We start from the raw sequence: 17,503 nt of genomic DNA, 5'->3' as shown, positions 1-17,503 counted from the left end.
TCATTATAGCATTAAATGAATGTTAGCAAATATCGTCAGGCTTTACCGTATGCCTCTGTTATACACTAGATCATATCTGATACCCGAAAGGAGTCATAGTCAATGAATGAACAAGAAAGCTATAATATAGTACCTATAGGATGGGTTAGAGGTACAGCACAAAATTTGCAGCTTGAAATCAACCCAGAATTTAGGCCGGCGCTTAAAGGTTTATCTCAGTTTAGTCATTGCCAAGTACTTTGGTGGCTGCATGAGTTTGCAGATGATCATTTCCGGCAGACTACACAGATTCAGCCTCCTTATGATGCGGCCTTAACTGGAGTATTTGCTTCCCGTTCCCCTATTCGCCCTAATCCAATTGGGCTTAGTGTAGCAGCAATCCTGTCCGTCGATGTAGACTCTGGAATAGTAGAGGTGGCCGGGCTTGATGCCTATCCGGGTACACCGGTTCTCGACATCAAAGCCTATTTTCCTAGTGCAGATCGCGTAATGGAAGTGACCGTTCCCGATTGGGCTGCTGCTTGGGGCGACTGGACAGCAAATAATTGAAGTAATCGTGCTAGACACCATTTCTATTAACTGTTATGGGAGGACATCTCTTGAACAATCGCCAACTAATCATTCAAGCCTTAGATCTCATTGAGGATCGCTTAACCACGTTTCTTCCTGTAGCTGTCCTCTCCAAAGAAATGGGATACTCCCTTTATCATTTCACCCGTCTATTTCAAGCAGTCACTGGGATAGCACCCGGCGACTATATAGCCAGACGCAAAATCTCTGAAGCAGCCTTGGACATTCATCGAATGCCAGAGCGCTCACTCCAGGACATCTCATTAGACTATAACTTTAGTAACTATGAGACCTTTACCCGTGCCTTCAAAAGAATGCTGCACACGACTCCCTCTCTTGTTCGAAAAAGACTTACTGAAACGAAACTCCCTTTGCTCCCTAGACTAAATGAACAAGATCTACTTCAAGTCCTTTCTGATAGTGATCTCTCCCCCCAGCTCGTTGATTTCGGAGAAATTATACTTCAAGGACCCGTAGTTAAAGTAGACCATGATTTCTCCGTCATTTCTGATACTTGGCCTTTGCTTTTCAATAAGGTAGCCACTATATCGGATAGAATACAGCCTGAAAAATATTATCAGCTTGGCTTCTGGCCAGATGACTATGAGAGTAATGGGTTTTCGATCATGTGTGCCTGCGAAATTAGTCCTATAAAAGCAGACCACAATCAGACTTTCCCCCTTCAGATCATACCACCCATACGTTATCTGAAATTCATCCATAAAGGCCGGTCTTGTGATATCCCTTCTACCTATAAATATATCTACGGAATCTGGCTGCCGAAAACAGAATACAGGATGTCCATTCCATTTGAATTGGAATATTATGGCGAATTGTACCTTGGACCAGATAACGAAAACTCGGTGAGTGAAATTTATATTCCATTAGAATTTTTACAAGAAGAGACCACGTTGTCGTCTTTTATAGATGACAACCGGTTCTTTTAGAAATATAAAGATGTTATAGTTGTGTAGCTTATAAATTCTTCTCTTTTAATAAAAAGTCCGTATCTGCTATGCAGACACGGACTTTTTTTGCTTATGGGATTAACAGTTACTTTAGCTCCACCTGAATCGTTTGTTCAAGCTCCGGATAATAATGTTTAACTTGTTTTCCCTCTTCATCCCTTAATGCTTTATGATTTTCATCGATGGAGTAAGTAAACGGCTTAACTGTAATTGTCTTTGGTGTTTGCGCGAACGGTATGAAATCTTTGTCTACCAAAGGATAGACTATAGCTGGCAAGTTAAATGACCCACCCGATGAGAACGCATTGCCTAGTTCATCAACAATTTCATAGAACATTTCAGAGGTTGTGTATCCATCCTTTTCTTTCACAGTTGGCGCTTTACCTTCTTCGCTGAGCTGTAATCTGCTTGTGGCTGGAGTTAATTCCAGCTTGGTAATCGTATAACTGAATTCTTCTGCCTCTTTTGTTTGGTTCAGATCAAGCTTGATAATTCCTTCCGTTACTTTTTTCACCGGCACCTTGATTACAAAAGGCTCTGCAATTTGTGTAACCGGCACACTGATGCTTAATTCAAATTCATCCCCCAAAGCCTCTATATTATTTAGATTTCTGTAATCGTATAAAATAGCATTCTTTTTTCCCTCAACATCACCAAAAGATGACATTTGGCTCTCCAGTTTTTTCCCATTCGGCAATTTCACTTCTGCTGAACCCAACAACCCTTTTTCGGACTGGTTCATTGTCACTTTCGCATGTTGTTCTGTTAGCGATGGATCGAACTCAATCGGTTCAATAATCATCTCAGCCATCATCTTATCATTATCAATGCCTTCCCGTTCAATCGCAAATGCCAACCGCGAGCCGTCATAATAGGCATCGGTAACCTTTAAGGTCACTCCATCATGAGTAACGCTTTGGTTAGGGGCAGTAGATAATCCTTTTTCCTCAGCAGCATTTAGACCTTTATCGTCAATTCCCTTGAAAATACTTCCTACAACAGGAATCTGCTTCAACGTTTCAGCCATGACCGGGGATACAAATCCGCTACCGATTATGCCCGCACCCAACACTGCTGCTGCCGAGGCAGCCACCAATGATTTTTTCAGGAACTTATTTCCATTCTTTCTTGACGCTCGTTTTTCCATTCCCTCGTCTCCTATTCGCTTCATAATTGAATCGCTGAAACTGTCTACCGGCATTTCATAATTTTGGAATGTTTGACGAATGTGCTCCATCTTCTGACTTTCAGTTGGATCTTGCCATTTCTCCATGAGGGCTGCCTCCTTCATTCATTCTTTGCCGGACTAACTTTTTGCGTAGACGTTCAAATTTTTTGCGTAAAGTAGCTGAATTACAATCCATAATCTGACCCATTTCTTCAAAACTGTATTGCTCAACCACCTTAAGAATCAAAAGATTGCTCTCTTCGGCTGTCAGGTCATCCATAAATAACTTCTGCAATGGCTCCTCATCGTTAGGATTATAATAGGCTTTGGGCTGCTGCTCTTTATATAGCGACAACAGACGCTTTCTTCGCTTGCGTTTGCGAACCTGATCCAGACAATGATGATAGGCCACTTTATACAGCCATGCACTAAAAGAGACTCGTTTCTCATAACGTCTGAGTTCCTGATACACTTTTACAAATATATCTTGCACAGCATCCTCTGCTTCTTCATGACTTCTCAAAATATAATAGCAATACGTATAAATCTTTCTTTCATAGGCTTGTATTATAGTTCTATAGGCTTCGCGGTTACCCGCAAGAACCTGATCGATAGCCTCTTCAATTATTGTTTGATTCACTTGGACCCCGGGGCTGCGACGTTCCAAAGAATCACCTCCTTGTTATTGACTACAACTATATAACGAATGTGATCCCTTTAATTGTGACAGGCTCAAAAAATTTTTCCAAATATGTTAGAAACATTATCCGTTTTTCAATAAAAAAAGCGACTGCCCCGATTGAAGTTCGGAGAAATCGCTTTTATAATAATATTCCATATTTATAAATTAATTACTCATTCGTACTATTTGACACTTTTAACGCTATACATGCTTCAAAATACACAGTATCACTATTCTGACCGCGTACATATATACCATCATCCGTTACAGCTGAACGTAAAATAGTCAGTTCATCCCCAAACTTAGCTTCTTGTAGATAAGTAATCCGGAAGCGTGTGAACTCTGCATTATCCCATTCCGCTAAAGTGAGCGCATCACAACATAAATCCCCGTATCGGGCATTATTCAAATGTCCGTTGCTATCCAGCCCACTATATCTTACCTGATACCGATAAGCTTCTTCCATAGTAATATCAGAAGGGATCGTTACCTTAACAGGCATATCGCCTACTGAATCGCCATTATAGTGCTTAACCTGAACTGGAAGGGCATTCGGTCTGAGTATCTTTCTCTTCTCAATATCTACTAAAGCCCATATGGATCGTGCTGTGGCGATTTCTATATGATCTGCATCGAAAATACGATAATCCCGTTGCCATAAAGCCCCTTTAGTACCTTTACTCCAGGTATGTACGCTAAGCACATCATTTGGGCGGGGAATACGCTTAAAATCAAGATCTAACGTAATCATCATCCAGCCCATTCCTGCATTCAGAATCTCTTCCACACTTATCCCCAAATTACCCACTGCGAAGTCTGCCGCACATTGCATGATATCCAGAATAAAGGATAACTTACCCTGCGAACGATAATCCGTGTCGCTCGCATGTACAGAAAAATCTTCTATCCACACAAGATTGCTACTGTTGTTCATTGTTTATCCTCCTGCCATGCAAAATATCCTTGCATTTACTTGAAGTATCCACATATACCACTGCTCTATCCACATAAATTGGGGACTACTTTCATTTTTGAATATATTTTATTATTTCATCCACATGTTAGTAACTTTTATAATTTCGTTAATTCCCCATAACTTATCCACATTATTTAAATTAAGCGATAAAGGGAACAAAAAAGCCATTGTTGATAAATCAACAATGGCTTCGTGTGCTTGGCAACGTCCTACTCTCCCAGGACCCTTCGGTCCAAGTACCATCGGCGCTGGAGGGCTTAACGGTCGTGTTCGGGATGGGTACGCGTGGAACCCCTCCGCTATCGCCACCAAACATGCGTCTGTGAAACAGACGCTGCCGCGTGAAATTCGGTTCTTCACCAGAAGTGAGAATGAATTTCTAAGCGTATTTCAGGCTTGATGCCTGAAAACTGAATCCGAAACAAATCTGCATTCTACGTATAGGATAAGCCCTCGACCGATTAGTATTGGTCAGCTCCATGCATTGCTGCACTTCCACCTCCAACCTATCTACCTCGTCGTCTTCAAGGGGTCTTACTAATTGGGAAATCTCATCTTGAGGGGGGCTTCACGCTTAGATGCTTTCAGCGCTTATCCCGTCCGTACGTAGCTACCCAGCCATGCTCCTGGCGGAACAACTGGTGCACCAGCGGTACGTCCATCCCGGTCCTCTCGTACTAAGGACAGCTCCTCTCAAATTTCCTGCGCCCACGACAGATAGGGACCGAACTGTCTCACGACGTTCTGAACCCAGCTCGCGTACCGCTTTAATGGGCGAACAGCCCAACCCTTGGGACCTACTTCAGCCCCAGGATGCGATGAGCCGACATCGAGGTGCCAAACCTCCCCGTCGATGTGGACTCTTGGGGGAGATAAGCCTGTTATCCCCAGGGTAGCTTTTATCCGTTGAGCGATGGCCCTTCCATGCGGTACCACCGGATCACTAAGTCCGACTTTCGTCCCTGCTCGACTTGTAGGTCTCGCAGTCAAGCTCCCTTATGCCTTTGCACTCTGCGAATGATTTCCAACCATTCTGAGGGAACCTTGGAACGCCTCCGTTACTCTTTAGGAGGCGACCGCCCCAGTCAAACTGCCCGCCTGACACGGTCCCCGTACCCGATTAGGGCACTAGGTTAGAACCTAGATACGATCAGGGTGGTATCCCAACGGCGCCTCCACCGAAGCTTGCGCTCCGATTTCTACGGCTCCCACCTATCCTGTACAGATCGTACCCAAATTCAATATCAAGCTGCAGTAAAGCTCCATGGGGTCTTTCCGTCTTGTCGCGGGTAACCTGCATCTTCACAGGTATTAAAATTTCACCGGATCTCTCGTTGAGACAGCGCCCAAGTCGTTACGCCATTCGTGCGGGTCAGAATTTACCTGACAAGGAATTTCGCTACCTTAGGACCGTTATAGTTACGGCCGCCGTTTACTGGGGCTTCGGTTCATAGCTTCGGGTTACCCCTAACCACTCCCCTTAACCTTCCAGCACCGGGCAGGCGTCAGCCCGTATACTTCGCCTTGCGGCTTCGCACAGACCTGTGTTTTTGCTAAACAGTCGCTTGGGCCTTTTCACTGCGGCCCCCTCGTGCTATTCACACTACCGGGGCACCCCTTCTCCCGAAGTTACGGGGTCATTTTGCCGAGTTCCTTAACGAGAGTTCTTCCGCGCGCCTTAGAATTCTCTTCTCGCCTACCTGTGTCGGTTTGCGGTACGGGCACCTTCTCCTGGCTAGAGGCTTTTCTTGGCAGTGTGAGATCATGACCTTCGCTACTATAATTTTCGCTCCCCATCACAGCCCAGCCTTAACGATGTGCGGATTTGCCTACACATCAGCCTCACTGCTTAGACGGACATCCATCAGTCCGCGTCACTACCCTCCTGCGTCACCCCATCGCTCATAGCGGATTACGGTGGTACAGTAATTTCAAACTGTTGTCCTTCGACTACGCCTTTCGGCCTCGCCTTAGGTCCCGACTTACCCTGAGCGGACGAGCCTTCCTCAGGAAACCTTGGGCTTTCGGCGGATCAGATTCTCACTGATCTTTTCGTTACTCATACCGGCATTCTCACTTGTGTAGTGTCCAGCGCTCTTTTCAGTACACCTTCAACCCCTACACAACGCTCCCCTACCCCAGATACATACGTATCTAGCCATAGCTTCGGTGGTGTGTTTAGCCCCGTTACATTTTCGGCGCAGAGTCACTCGACCAGTGAGCTATTACGCACTCTTTCAATGGTGGCTGCTTCTAAGCCAACATCCTGGTTGTCTGTGCAACTCCACATCCTTTCCCACTTAACACACACTTGGGGACCTTAGCTGATGGTCTGGGCTGTTTCCCTTTTGACAATGGATCTTAGCACTCACTGTCTGACTCCCGGCAATAAGTATATGGCATTCGGAGTTTGACTGAGCTTGGTAATCCTTGCGGACCCCGCACCCAATCAGTGCTCTACCTCCACTACTCTTATACCGAGGCTAGCCCTAAAGCTATTTCGGGGAGAACCAGCTATCTCCGAGTTCGATTGGAATTTCTCCGCTACCCCCACCTCATCCCCGCACTTTTCAACGTACGTGGGTTCGGGCCTCCAGTGCGTGTTACCGCACCTTCACCCTGGACAGGGGTAGATCACACGGTTTCGGGTCTACGTCCACATACTCAATCGCCCTATTCAGACTCGCTTTCGCTGCGGCTCCACCTTCTCGGCTTAACCTTGCATGTTAAACGTAACTCGCCGGTTCATTCTACAAAAGGCACGCCATCACCCATAGATCGGGCTCTGACTTTTTGTAAGCACACGGTTTCAGGTTCTATTTCACTCCCCTTCCGGGGTGCTTTTCACCTTTCCCTCACGGTACTGTTTCACTATCGGTCGCCAGGTAGTATTTAGCCTTAGCAGATGGTCCTGCTGGATTCATACGGGGTTTCACGTGCCCCGCACTACTCGGGATCCGTCTCGGAGAGAATACAGTTTAGGTTACAGGGCTTTTACCTCTATCGCGGGCCTTTCCAGACCTCTTCACCTACCATATTCCTTTGTAACTCCATGTGAGACGTCCCACAACCCCAAGAGGCAAGCCCCTTGGTTTAGGCTGTTCCGCGTTCGCTCGCCGCTACTGACGGAATCACTATTGTTTTCTCTTCCTCAGGGTACTTAGATGTTTCAGTTCCCCTGGTCTGCCTCTACACACCCTATGTATTCAGGTATGAGTAACTGCGAATTACCACAGCTGGGTTTCCCCATTCGGACACCCCCGGATCAAAGCTTGCTTACAGCTCCCCGAGGCAGTTTCGTTGTTCGCCACGTCCTTCGTCGGCTCCTGGCGCCTAGGCATCCTCCGTGTGCTCTTATTAGCTTAACCTTGATTTTTCCGAAGAAAAATCTCACTAATAACATTTACTTGTTTGCACAAGTTGCTAAAAGATGTTCTAAAACGCAAATTCGTTTCGGTATCCAGTTTTCAAGGATCAAGTCTTACTTGAGAGCTTAAACTCTCAAAACTGAGCAACGAGTGAGTAACAGGCCTAAACCTGAGTTTTGGAAGCTGAGCTTCCGATTTGAATGTTCTCATTGCAGAGAACGATTCTCCATAGAAAGGAGGTGATCCAGCCGCACCTTCCGATACGGCTACCTTGTTACGACTTCACCCCAATCATCTACCCCACCTTCGGCGGCTGGCTCCCTTGCGGGTTACCCCACCGACTTCGGGTGTTGTAAACTCTCGTGGTGTGACGGGCGGTGTGTACAAGACCCGGGAACGTATTCACCGCGGCATGCTGATCCGCGATTACTAGCAATTCCGACTTCATGCAGGCGAGTTGCAGCCTGCAATCCGAACTGAGACCGGCTTTGATGGGATTGGCTCCACCTCGCGGCTTCGCTTCCCGTTGTACCGGCCATTGTAGTACGTGTGTAGCCCAGGTCATAAGGGGCATGATGATTTGACGTCATCCCCACCTTCCTCCGGTTTGTCACCGGCAGTCACTCTAGAGTGCCCAGCATTACCTGCTGGCAACTAAAGTTAAGGGTTGCGCTCGTTGCGGGACTTAACCCAACATCTCACGACACGAGCTGACGACAACCATGCACCACCTGTCTCCTCTGTCCCGAAGGCCGCTGCTATCTCTAGCAGATTCAGAGGGATGTCAAGACCTGGTAAGGTTCTTCGCGTTGCTTCGAATTAAACCACATACTCCACTGCTTGTGCGGGTCCCCGTCAATTCCTTTGAGTTTCAGTCTTGCGACCGTACTCCCCAGGCGGAGTGCTTACTGTGTTAACTTCGGCACCAAGGGTATCGAAACCCCTAACACCTAGCACTCATCGTTTACGGCGTGGACTACCAGGGTATCTAATCCTGTTTGCTCCCCACGCTTTCGCGCCTCAGCGTCAGTTACAGCCCAGAAAGTCGCCTTCGCCACTGGTGTTCCTCCACATATCTACGCATTTCACCGCTACACGTGGAATTCCACTTTCCTCTTCTGTACTCAAGCCACCCAGTTTCCAGTGCGACCTCAGGTTGAGCCCAAGGTTTAAACACCAGACTTAAATAGCCGCCTGCGCGCGCTTTACGCCCAATAATTCCGGACAACGCTTGCCCCCTACGTATTACCGCGGCTGCTGGCACGTAGTTAGCCGGGGCTTTCTTCTCAGGTACCGTCACTCCGGTAGCAGTTACTCTACCGGACGTTCTTCCCTGGCAACAGAGCTTTACGATCCGAAAACCTTCATCACTCACGCGGCGTTGCTCCGTCAGGCTTTCGCCCATTGCGGAAGATTCCCTACTGCTGCCTCCCGTAGGAGTCTGGGCCGTGTCTCAGTCCCAGTGTGGCCGTTCACCCTCTCAGGTCGGCTACGCATCGTCGCCTTGGTGGGCCGTTACCCCACCAACTAGCTAATGCGCCGCAGGCCCATCCCTCAGTGACAGATTGCTCCGTCTTTCATTCTTCTCTCAGGAGAAAAAAGAAATTATCCGGTATTAGCTACCGTTTCCGGTAGTTATCCCAGTCTGAAGGGCAGGTTGCCTACGTGTTACTCACCCGTCCGCCGCTAAGTCATTTCGAAAGCAAGCTTTCAAAGTAACTCCGCTCGACTTGCATGTATTAGGCACGCCGCCAGCGTTCGTCCTGAGCCAGGATCAAACTCTCCAATTAGTATTGAAAAGAGCCATATGCTCATTTTGAAACATCTGACGAGAAAATTAATTCTCTAATTTTGGATATCACTTGCGTGATTTCCTACTCACTCGTTGTTCAGTTTTCAAAGATCAAGTTCTCGTTGGCGCCGTTTAATGTCTCAGCAGCAACTCTTATAATATATCATGTTGTTTTCAGAAATGCAAGCTTTATTTTTCGAAGCTTTTTATCAGCCTCGTCTGTATCGCCTGTACGCTGTCTAACAACGCTTACCTATAATACCCCAACTATTAATAGAAAAGCAACCCCTAATATAAAAATAAACAACTAGCTTAATAATTAAGCTAGTTGTTTATTTAATAGAGTTATGTTTCTAGCGGCGAATTTAATAGTATTTTGCCGCAGTATATTTGCTTGAGGCTTTAATTAAATCGGTTTTCTTATCACTCTTTGCAAGTCCTGCATCCACTGTAGTATCAATGGTAACCCACTTCCCATTAAGCAATACTTCGTTCCAGGCATGATATTGCGTAACGTAGCTTGTATTCCCCATTACCAACTTAGCAGGAACATCTACACTCCGCAGCATTGCGGCAAAAAGAGAAGCGTAATCATAGCAAATCCCTTTTTTAGTAGTCAATGTCTTATCGATGCTTGGAATATAATCAGTAGTTACACTATTAGCAAGAGAGTAGTCATATTGTACATTCGCAACTACATAGTTATAGATCGCTTTAACTTTCTCTTCGTCTGTTGTTTTGCCTTGTACTAATTGTTTAGCTTTGACAATCGCTTTATCAGAAGAACTCCATTTCACATTCTGTACGGAGCCCAAATATACGGAATTCGAGTCACTCATGGTTACGTCTACTACTTCGGAATATAACGCTTTGTATTTATTACCGGTTGTGTTCTCCAGAACCGAAACCTTATAAGTCCCATTTCCTTGTTGCAAAGGGAAGTCCTCAGCTTGTCCAGAAGCATACAAGTTATAAGTATAGCTGCTGTTATCTTTGGTGATCATGAGTTTGATTCTTTTATCTTTCGGAATATCATAGTTAATACCAATAACACCTTGAGCCACTTTGGATGTAATCAACCAGCTGGCATCTGCACTTGCAGCTTGAGCTGTACTTACCGGAACTGAAGTCATTAGGACGAACAGCGCCACCAGCATAAAATAAACCTTTTTCACGGATAAAACTCCTTTCGGTAGCTGGCTGCCATCCTTTCGGGAAGGCCCTTTAGCTTTGCGTCCCTACCTTTCGATAGGTTTGCCGTTATCGTATAAGCTCTATCTGTTCTAGCTTTACTAGATATAGTTGATAGAATCCATTTGAAACAAACAAAAAAAGCCTCTTCATTCGGTAGCTGGCTGCCATCCTTTCGGGAAAAGGCCCTTTAGCTTTGCGTCCCTACCTTTCGGAAGGTTTGCCGTTATCGTGTTTAGCTTTCATAGTATAATACTATCATATTTATAGTTGTGAACAAGACCTAATTTACTAGATTACCCATTATTTTATAAATATCTCCCGGTATTTGTGTTTTCTTGTCATTCACTATTCTCCTTTTGTTAATTTGGCATGAACAATCAGCCGATGCGTTGGATTCACTAGCGGATCACATGTAATCAGAGTAAGAATCTTATCCTTGTCATTCCCGTCAAGAACGGAGACATCACTCGGATCTACAACAGAAATATCGTATACCTCATAGTTAAACACCTGATCACTAGTCTTTACCGTGATAACATCCCCCACAACAACCTCATTCAATCTGTTAAACAAACGACCCGTAGTTCTAGCCCGATGCGCCGCGATTGCAGCATTTCCGATCTCTCCAAGGGGTGCCGTTTCTTTCATATGGGCTGCAGCATGTTTCATATTAGCTTTTGTAGCCCCTTCTAATACAGGCAGCTTCAAATCAATCTTACCGATTTCAATTAGTGCGATTACTTTGCCACCGACCTCAATCTCCGGTTCAGGCTTTTCTGTCTCTTGGGGTTGGGGCTGTGCCTGAGCATCCAGAACCGATTCCTCTGCTAACAGCTGAGTAACTTCAGCATACCTGCTCTTCAAATCTGGCTGGGGAGTACTATCGGCAGTGCTTAGTTCAGCCGTTTCTAATAACTTCTCCTGCTGCCTGTCGTTGTACCATTCGTTAGCTGTCGGATATAACATGATAAGTATCCCAGCCAGTATGAGTAGATAGGAGAATTTACGCAATGTTATTCACCTCCGTATATTGTTTCTATGGTTATATACAAATCAAGCAGAAACAGCTACTTGCCTTTAAGCATAGCAACTCCTTCTGCCTGAAATTAATGTTTAAAATACCCATTTACGACTTCCAAAGAAATTGATGATCACCGTGATAAATGTAACCAGCACCTTTGAGATCAAGACTTGAATACCTAGTCTGTCTGTCAACAGATGCATTAGCAGCAGTGATATTCCGAGCACTACCAGATTCAGCACGATAAACTTGACCAGCTGCACGCGGTCGAAGCCTTCTTTATTCCCCCGGTTGCGATCACGAAAGGTTACTTTTTTATTCAAAATAAAGCTATTCGCCGTACCTGCACTATAGGAGATCACCTGCGCCAATGCGTATACCATCCCTAGTGAATTCAACAATGTGAAAATCACAAAATCAATAAGCGTATTGAGCAAACCTACGGCATTAAATTTAAGGAACTGTATGAATGCAGCACGCAAGTTCTTATCTGACATCATTGTGGTCCTTCCGGCGGTCCAGTTGTTCTTCGTTCTGGTAGCCTTTAGTCTCACTAACAATGTATAGCGGTCTATCTTTAGACTCGTCATAAATCCGTCCGATATACTCCCCAATCACACCTAACAGCATCAGAACGATACCGTTAAAGAGCAGATTGACGCCTACAATGGAAGCCCAGCCCGGAACCGTCCAGGAGGTGAAAAATATCTTTTGAAACAAGACGAAAAATAAATAGAGAAAGCTAGAGAATGAAAGGAAGAATCCAATATACGTAGCAATCTTAAGCGGCTTATGTGAAAAAGAGGTGATGCCATCTAACGCAAAACGAATCATTTTCTTCAGCGGATATTTGGTTTCTCCGGCAAAACGTTCTTCCCGTTCATATTCCACCATAGTCTGCTTGAAGCCAACCCAGCTCACCAAACCTCGGACATAGCGGTTCTTTTCTTTAAGTCCCCGCAGGACATCACATACCTTACGGTCAATAAGACGGAAATCGCCTGTATCCGTAGGAATATCCACACTTGTCATACTGCTGAGCAGGCGGTAAAAAAGCTTCGCGGTGACCTTTTTGAACATCGTTTCTCCGTGGCGCTTCAGGCGTTTCGCATATACAACGTCGTAGCCCTCTTTCCACTTCTCGATCATTTGCAAAATGACCTCCGGAGGATCCTGAAGATCAGCGTCAATAACAACAACCGCTTGACCTTCGGCATAGTCCATGCCAGCTGTAATCGCTACCTGATGTCCGAAATTACGCGAGAAGTCAATCAGCTTGACATGCTCGTCTCGTTCACAGATCTCCCGAATCATCTGGGCGGAACGATCACGACTGCCGTCATTGACGAAGACCAGCTCATAAGTATCGCCGCACTCGTCCATTACTTTTTTCAAACGTTCATAAGTATGGCTAATTACTTGCTCCTCATTGAACATGGGTACAATCACACTATATCTGGCTTTCACCTTTATTCCTCCTACAAGCTTTTTGGAGCGTTACATCCATCTACACTTCATAATAACGCTGCATGCATAAACTTATTTTATAGATTTTTATTAAATCCTAGAAAACCCAAGTAGGGAACCAACGCAGCATATCCTTTACGTAATCTCCACTCACCTGCATCCCTGACAGTACCGGGTAGAAAGCGATAAAGAGCAGCAAAGCAACGGCTACATAGACATACTGTACGTAACGGGCCTCAGGGAATTTACTATCCAGCAACTTCATTATATATACAATACCAAGAATCATAAATGGTACCATAGCAAAATAATGGTAAATAAATGTTTCTCTTGGGACAAGCATCCACGGAACATATTGCGAGAAGAAGGCGATCCAGATCATGTAGAGGTTCTTATCTTTACGTTTCAGCGTAATCCACAGCGTTGCCAGCATCGCAAAAATACCCGTCCACCAGATAAGAGGATTCCCCATAGTCACTATACTGCTGACCTGACCTTCCGGCAAACCTTCACCGCCGCTAAAGAACCAGACCGGTCTCTTCATAAACGGCCATTGCCACCATGAGGAAGCAAAGGGATGTGTAGCTACAAGCTGACTGTGGTAGTTGTACATATTCTTTTGGGAATCAATCAAACCTTTTATAGTGAAGCCCTCTGCTGATGCAGATAACCCTGGCACAAAAGATAAGCTATAAATAATTACTGGAATAATTACAAAGAACCCGATACAACTAGCCAACGTAATAATAGTCTTTTTCCAAAAAGAATCTACCGCTTCACGACAGGTGCCCAGCAATTCCTTGTCTTTAATCTTCCCCTCGGCCAGCAGGCGTCCGGAGGCTTGGTATTCTCTGTAGCGTTCAAAAAGGGAGATAGCCAGCATAATGGCCAGCCCTGCTCCTCCATAGAGCACAATCCATTTCGAAGCTACGCCGATTCCGAAGAATAAGCCAGACCAGAATAACGGAATTAATGTTTTTCTCAAAGGCTGCTTGTAGAAATTCATTGTGTAATACCGCTGCATGAAATAGAACATCAACATAATGAAGAATACTCCGTATACGTCAATCGTGGAGATTCTTGTCTGTGTGAAATGCATGAAATCCAGTGCAAACAATCCTGCCGCGAGGGCGGCGTATTTGCTTTTCTTAAACAAACGCAGCGCCATTACATATATGAGAGGTAACATGGCAACTCCGAACAAGGTTCCGATAATACGCCAGCCGAATGGATTGACCCCGAACAGCTCCATCCCTATGGCAATTAACAACTTACCAAGCGGTGGATGCGTATTCTCGTAAGGCACAATCCCGTGTGTATATTCATAAGCTGTTCGCGCATGATAGATCTCGTCAAAATAAGTGCTATTCATAAAGTTAGAATATTCCGGAATGAGCGACTGCTCGTCAAAAAGATTGGCCGCTGCTCCTCTTTTAGGAACTGCGTTAGCATCCGGTGTCACACCGGCAATAGGAAGAGGTTTTCTTCCCCCCCCCTGCTCATAAAAAGCCATTTCGTTCAAAGTGAACCCTGGAGAGGTAACTGTAAACTTCACATATCTCGCAGTAACGTTCAGGGGTTGGCTTTTCCAGATGAAGACATTCCCGACATCCTCACTGACATCCATCGGACTGCTCCAGACCTCAGGATTGTCGCTGAATTCCAGCTTGAACTTCCCCGTGCCTACGCCACCAAAGATATTGACCCGTTCCAATGGTTTACTCTGCCCCAAATCTACATAGAAGCTTTCACCACTGGCAGCAGGCTCCCATAAGGTCTCTGGAGATTTAGTAGAGCCAAGATTATATAAAGCAAGCGCTGCGTAAACGGCCGTAATAGCTATTAGGCATATCCAATCTATACGCTTAAACTTCATCGTTAGATCGCCCTCCCTTCTGATGCGGTTTAACTTGCCCGACAACTCTCAAATCTTCTTCATATTGTTCTTCCAGTGTAATTGGTGCTGGAAGAGGTTTTATACCCTTGCGGACATACACATCGTAACCGATATTCAGCATATAAAGCAGTAATGCTAGATTAGCTATAGCAGTCACTAATACGATTCCGTCTGCACCCGGGCTAACATCTGCATTCAGGTGGGATAAGGTGTACGCCACATTGATGTATTGCGTTAAGCTGAATCCGAGAAATAGCGATAAAAAGCGGCGGTCCCGACTTTCTATATAAGTAAACAAACAAAGAATAAGAGCAGGGAACATATAACGTTCATGCATTTTGGTGCCAAGCACAAAGACCACTACTATAAGCACCATGCCGATAAAATAGGATTTGGTCAGGTCCAAGCGATCCTTTTTAAAGGAATAAAATGCCGCAACAGCTACAGCCACTAAAATAAATATGAAGCCCCATACACGGTATGGAATGCCAAGCCAGGTTAGATCAAGGGATGACCACATCGGATCAGTCAGTGCATACAGATTAAATGCATTCACTGAAGAATACGGATAGGAAGATAACGTACTCTTGTAAAGATCAATAATCCCTACCAGACCTCCGTTATTCCAGAAAAATGGTGCCGCAAGCAATCCGAAGATCCCTAATCCATACAAAGCTCCGAATCCAAGCTGCTTCCAAGCGCGGTGATGATAAAAAGCAAACAACAATACCGGCGTGAATATCAACGCTTGCGGTTTAATTAGCGTCGCTAAGGCAAACAAAATTGCGGAGCGAACAAACTTTTTGTTCGCAGCGCCGTGGATACTGAGCAGCAGGAAGATCAAAAAGAACGAATCTGCTTGTCCCCAAGCCGCTGAATTAATAAGTACCGCAGGATTAAACAGAAACAACAACATCAAGCCGAAAGCAATTCCTGTGCCGAGTTTTTTGCGTGACATTTGATAAATGAAGTAGCCGAGCACCAAATCAGAAAGAATCGCAGGGAGCTTGAAGAGTAAATTCTCTCCACCTGAGCCCTGAGTGAATCCTAAAACGCCACGTATGGCGCTAAGCACGTACAATATGTACAAATAGCCTGGAGGATAATCGGCAAAATAACCTTCTTCATAAAATTTGCCTGGACCTAAATCCACCATACGCTGTCCCCAAGAAATAAAGGTATTCATATCATTCTGATATCCTTGCGCGGTAAGACCAATCCACACCCTCAGGATAAAAGCAACTCCGATGGCAATACTCAGCCATTTGGAATAAATATTCTCAGGCTGCTTCATAAGCTTCTCACTACGGAATGCTTTAGTATAAAGCACTGCAAAAAACACACTAAACAGCGCTGAGATCAGCAACATCTTAGTTGGAGATACTTTATGTGGAGTGTCTGCCTTTTTGTCGCCTGCATCTGGACTAACCGCTGCACTATCCAGCGAAATGACGTTAGCCCCTTCGGGAGCCGCGTCTAATTTTTCTACAGCAAAATCATCAAAATAAGCCTTACCTTGAATTAAGCTAGAGTAGCCGCCCAGACTTGCGCCTATGCCAAATGACTTCTGCTCCGGTCCTGTCTGGCCGATATATTCAAGATACTGCCATTTACCTGCCGTATCAGTTACGCTGGGATACCCCCCGCCTACTCCAACGGCAAGAATGTTGGCGCCTATTCCCTCGCCTGCTGTACTTACTACTTTGATCCATCCAGAGATTCTATAATAACTATTCGGCGTAGCCTCAATCGTCTGCACCCATTTCAAATGATTGGGTTCGATATTCTCAATGACTGCCGCCTTGCTGCCGGAATGAACTTCCTCCGATTGGATTGAAAGTAGGCCTGAGTTGTCTCCTGAAATCCACATATCCTTAGTCCAGTTAGAAGGCGCATCATCTCCCCCCTCCTCAAAGCCAGGGTTCTGCAATAGATTCCCCTCTGCATAAATGCTTGTTACAGGAAGCACAAACAATAACAGCATCAATACAGTCATTACGGCCGCACGTGTACTCTTGATCATCGTCCCAACCTCACCTCGTCCTATATTCATCTTAGTCCAGCCAAAAGCATATACCTTCTGAAAAACAGCTCCCGAATTAGTGTGTTTCACCGTTGCTAAGAAATCATTTGGATTGATTTTCTCATAAAAGAGCATATAAATATAGGGCATGTTTACCTTATCTGGATCGCAAACCCTTCCATCCACAATACTCCATTCCATAGGATCGCCTAAGCTTCAAGGCTCTTATATAGACTCTTATATAGAATAGAAGAATCGTAGTGGCTAAAGCAAATGCCGGAGCAAAAAAAACAGGCCATTCTATATGCATAAAGCGAGAGAACTAACAAAATGGTAAGACCATAGGACCACCTAGGGGTTTGAAGTATTTTCAGTAC

At 45.2% G+C, this 17,503-nt stretch carries 11 protein-coding genes, 3 rRNA genes and 2 riboswitches; of the genes, 2 read left to right on the top strand and 12 right to left on the bottom strand.

All coding sequences use genetic code 11. The annotated features are described in order from the left end of the window. Nucleotides 1-102: 102 nt before the first annotated feature. Nucleotides 103-549 (top strand): tRNA (N6-threonylcarbamoyladenosine(37)-N6)-methyltransferase TrmO, encoded by a 447-nt coding sequence (tsaA, locus tag PODO_RS03190; protein ID WP_038568655.1) that lies wholly within the window; start codon nt 103-105, stop codon nt 547-549. Between the two features lie 50 nt (nt 550-599). After that, nucleotides 600-1,517 carry an AraC family transcriptional regulator gene (locus tag PODO_RS03185; protein WP_038568653.1) on the top strand — a complete coding sequence of 306 codons (918 nt, stop codon included), beginning with the start codon at nt 600-602 and terminating at the stop codon, nt 1,515-1,517. A gap of 106 nt (nt 1,518-1,623) precedes the next feature. Here the strand turns inward: PODO_RS03185 and PODO_RS03180 are convergent, their stop codons facing one another. The 12 genes from PODO_RS03180 to PODO_RS31780 all read right to left on the bottom strand — a co-directional run bounded on the left by PODO_RS03180 (nt 1,624) and on the right by PODO_RS31780 (nt 17,327). Then, entirely contained in the window at nt 1,624-2,811 is a 1,188-nt protein-coding gene (locus PODO_RS03180; RefSeq protein ID WP_038568651.1) for a DUF4179 domain-containing protein, read from the bottom strand. Beyond that, the gene (locus tag PODO_RS03175; RefSeq protein ID WP_036680935.1) at nt 2,786-3,373 is read right to left on the bottom strand and encodes an RNA polymerase sigma factor; all 588 of its coding nucleotides are present in this window, start codon (nt 3,371-3,373) and stop codon (nt 2,786-2,788) included. The genes PODO_RS03180 and PODO_RS03175 overlap by 26 nt, the downstream gene beginning before the upstream one ends. 184 nt (nt 3,374-3,557) lie before the next feature. Then, nucleotides 3,558-4,322: an acyl-[acyl-carrier-protein] thioesterase gene (locus PODO_RS03170; RefSeq protein WP_038568649.1), complete on the bottom strand. Its 765-nt coding sequence runs from the start codon at nt 4,320-4,322 to the stop codon at nt 3,558-3,560. Nucleotides 4,323-4,560: 238 nt separating this feature from the next. Continuing rightward, nucleotides 4,561-4,677, bottom strand: a 5S ribosomal RNA gene (gene rrf / locus PODO_RS03165). Between the two features lie 128 nt (nt 4,678-4,805). Then, nucleotides 4,806-7,732, bottom strand: a 23S ribosomal RNA gene (locus PODO_RS03160). Between the two features lie 232 nt (nt 7,733-7,964). After that, nucleotides 7,965-9,522, bottom strand: a 16S ribosomal RNA gene (locus tag PODO_RS03155). Together the 16S, 23S and 5S rRNA genes form the textbook arrangement of a ribosomal RNA operon. Nucleotides 9,523-9,889: 367 nt before the next feature. Continuing rightward, nucleotides 9,890-10,699, bottom strand: coding sequence for a transglutaminase-like domain-containing protein (locus PODO_RS03150; protein ID WP_038568647.1), 810 nt, complete (start codon nt 10,697-10,699; stop codon nt 9,890-9,892). Between the two features lie 13 nt (nt 10,700-10,712). Then, nucleotides 10,713-10,793: riboswitch (cyclic di-GMP riboswitch) on the bottom strand. Nucleotides 10,794-10,867: 74 nt separating this feature from the next. Next, nucleotides 10,868-10,950: riboswitch (cyclic di-GMP riboswitch) on the bottom strand. A gap of 113 nt (nt 10,951-11,063) precedes the next feature. Then, nucleotides 11,064-11,729 carry a class D sortase gene (locus tag PODO_RS03145; RefSeq protein WP_244886418.1) on the bottom strand — a complete coding sequence of 222 codons (666 nt, stop codon included), beginning with the start codon at nt 11,727-11,729 and terminating at the stop codon, nt 11,064-11,066. A 102-nt stretch (nt 11,730-11,831) separates the two neighbouring features. Beyond that, nucleotides 11,832-12,239, bottom strand: a complete 408-nt coding sequence (locus tag PODO_RS03140) for a GtrA family protein (RefSeq protein ID WP_036679899.1) — start codon at nt 12,237-12,239, stop codon at nt 11,832-11,834. After that, entirely contained in the window at nt 12,226-13,206 is a 981-nt protein-coding gene (locus tag PODO_RS03135; protein WP_038568643.1) for a glycosyltransferase family 2 protein, read from the bottom strand. Before PODO_RS03135 ends, PODO_RS03140 begins: the two co-directional genes overlap by 14 nt. 97 nt (nt 13,207-13,303) lie before the next feature. Then, on the bottom strand, nt 13,304-15,082 hold the full coding sequence (locus tag PODO_RS31785; protein ID WP_038568641.1) for a phospholipid carrier-dependent glycosyltransferase: 1,779 nt from the start codon (nt 15,080-15,082) through the stop codon (nt 13,304-13,306). Continuing rightward, a complete protein-coding gene (locus PODO_RS31780) occupies nt 15,072-17,327 on the bottom strand; it encodes a glycosyltransferase 87 family protein (RefSeq protein ID WP_038568639.1) in 2,256 nt (751 codons plus the stop codon). Before PODO_RS31780 ends, PODO_RS31785 begins: the two co-directional genes overlap by 11 nt. Nucleotides 17,328-17,503: the final 176 nt, after the last annotated feature.

Origin of the sequence: Paenibacillus odorifer (assembly GCF_000758725.1) — a bacterium.
GTDB lineage: Bacteria > Bacillota > Bacilli > Paenibacillales > Paenibacillaceae > Paenibacillus_AQ > Paenibacillus_AQ odorifer.
The sequence above is the reverse complement of the archived record's forward strand: the minus strand, read 5'-3'. Positions and strand labels throughout refer to the sequence as shown.

What these genes read in the sequence shown, in the direction of transcription:
- tsaA (WP_038568655.1), top strand. Translation starts at nt 103, where the DNA reads ATGAATGAACAAGAAAGCTATAATATAGTACCTATAGGATGGGTTAGA.
- PODO_RS03180 (WP_038568651.1), bottom strand. Translation starts at nt 2,811, where the DNA reads ATGGAGAAATGGCAAGATCCAACTGAAAGTCAGAAGATGGAGCACATT.
- PODO_RS03170 (WP_038568649.1), bottom strand. Translation starts at nt 4,322, where the DNA reads ATGAACAACAGTAGCAATCTTGTGTGGATAGAAGATTTTTCTGTACAT.
- PODO_RS03140 (WP_036679899.1), bottom strand. Translation starts at nt 12,239, where the DNA reads ATGATGTCAGATAAGAACTTGCGTGCTGCATTCATACAGTTCCTTAAA.
- PODO_RS31785 (WP_038568641.1), bottom strand. Translation starts at nt 15,082, where the DNA reads ATGAAGTTTAAGCGTATAGATTGGATATGCCTAATAGCTATTACGGCC.
- PODO_RS31780 (WP_038568639.1), bottom strand. Translation starts at nt 17,327, where the DNA reads ATGGAATGGAGTATTGTGGATGGAAGGGTTTGCGATCCAGATAAGGTA.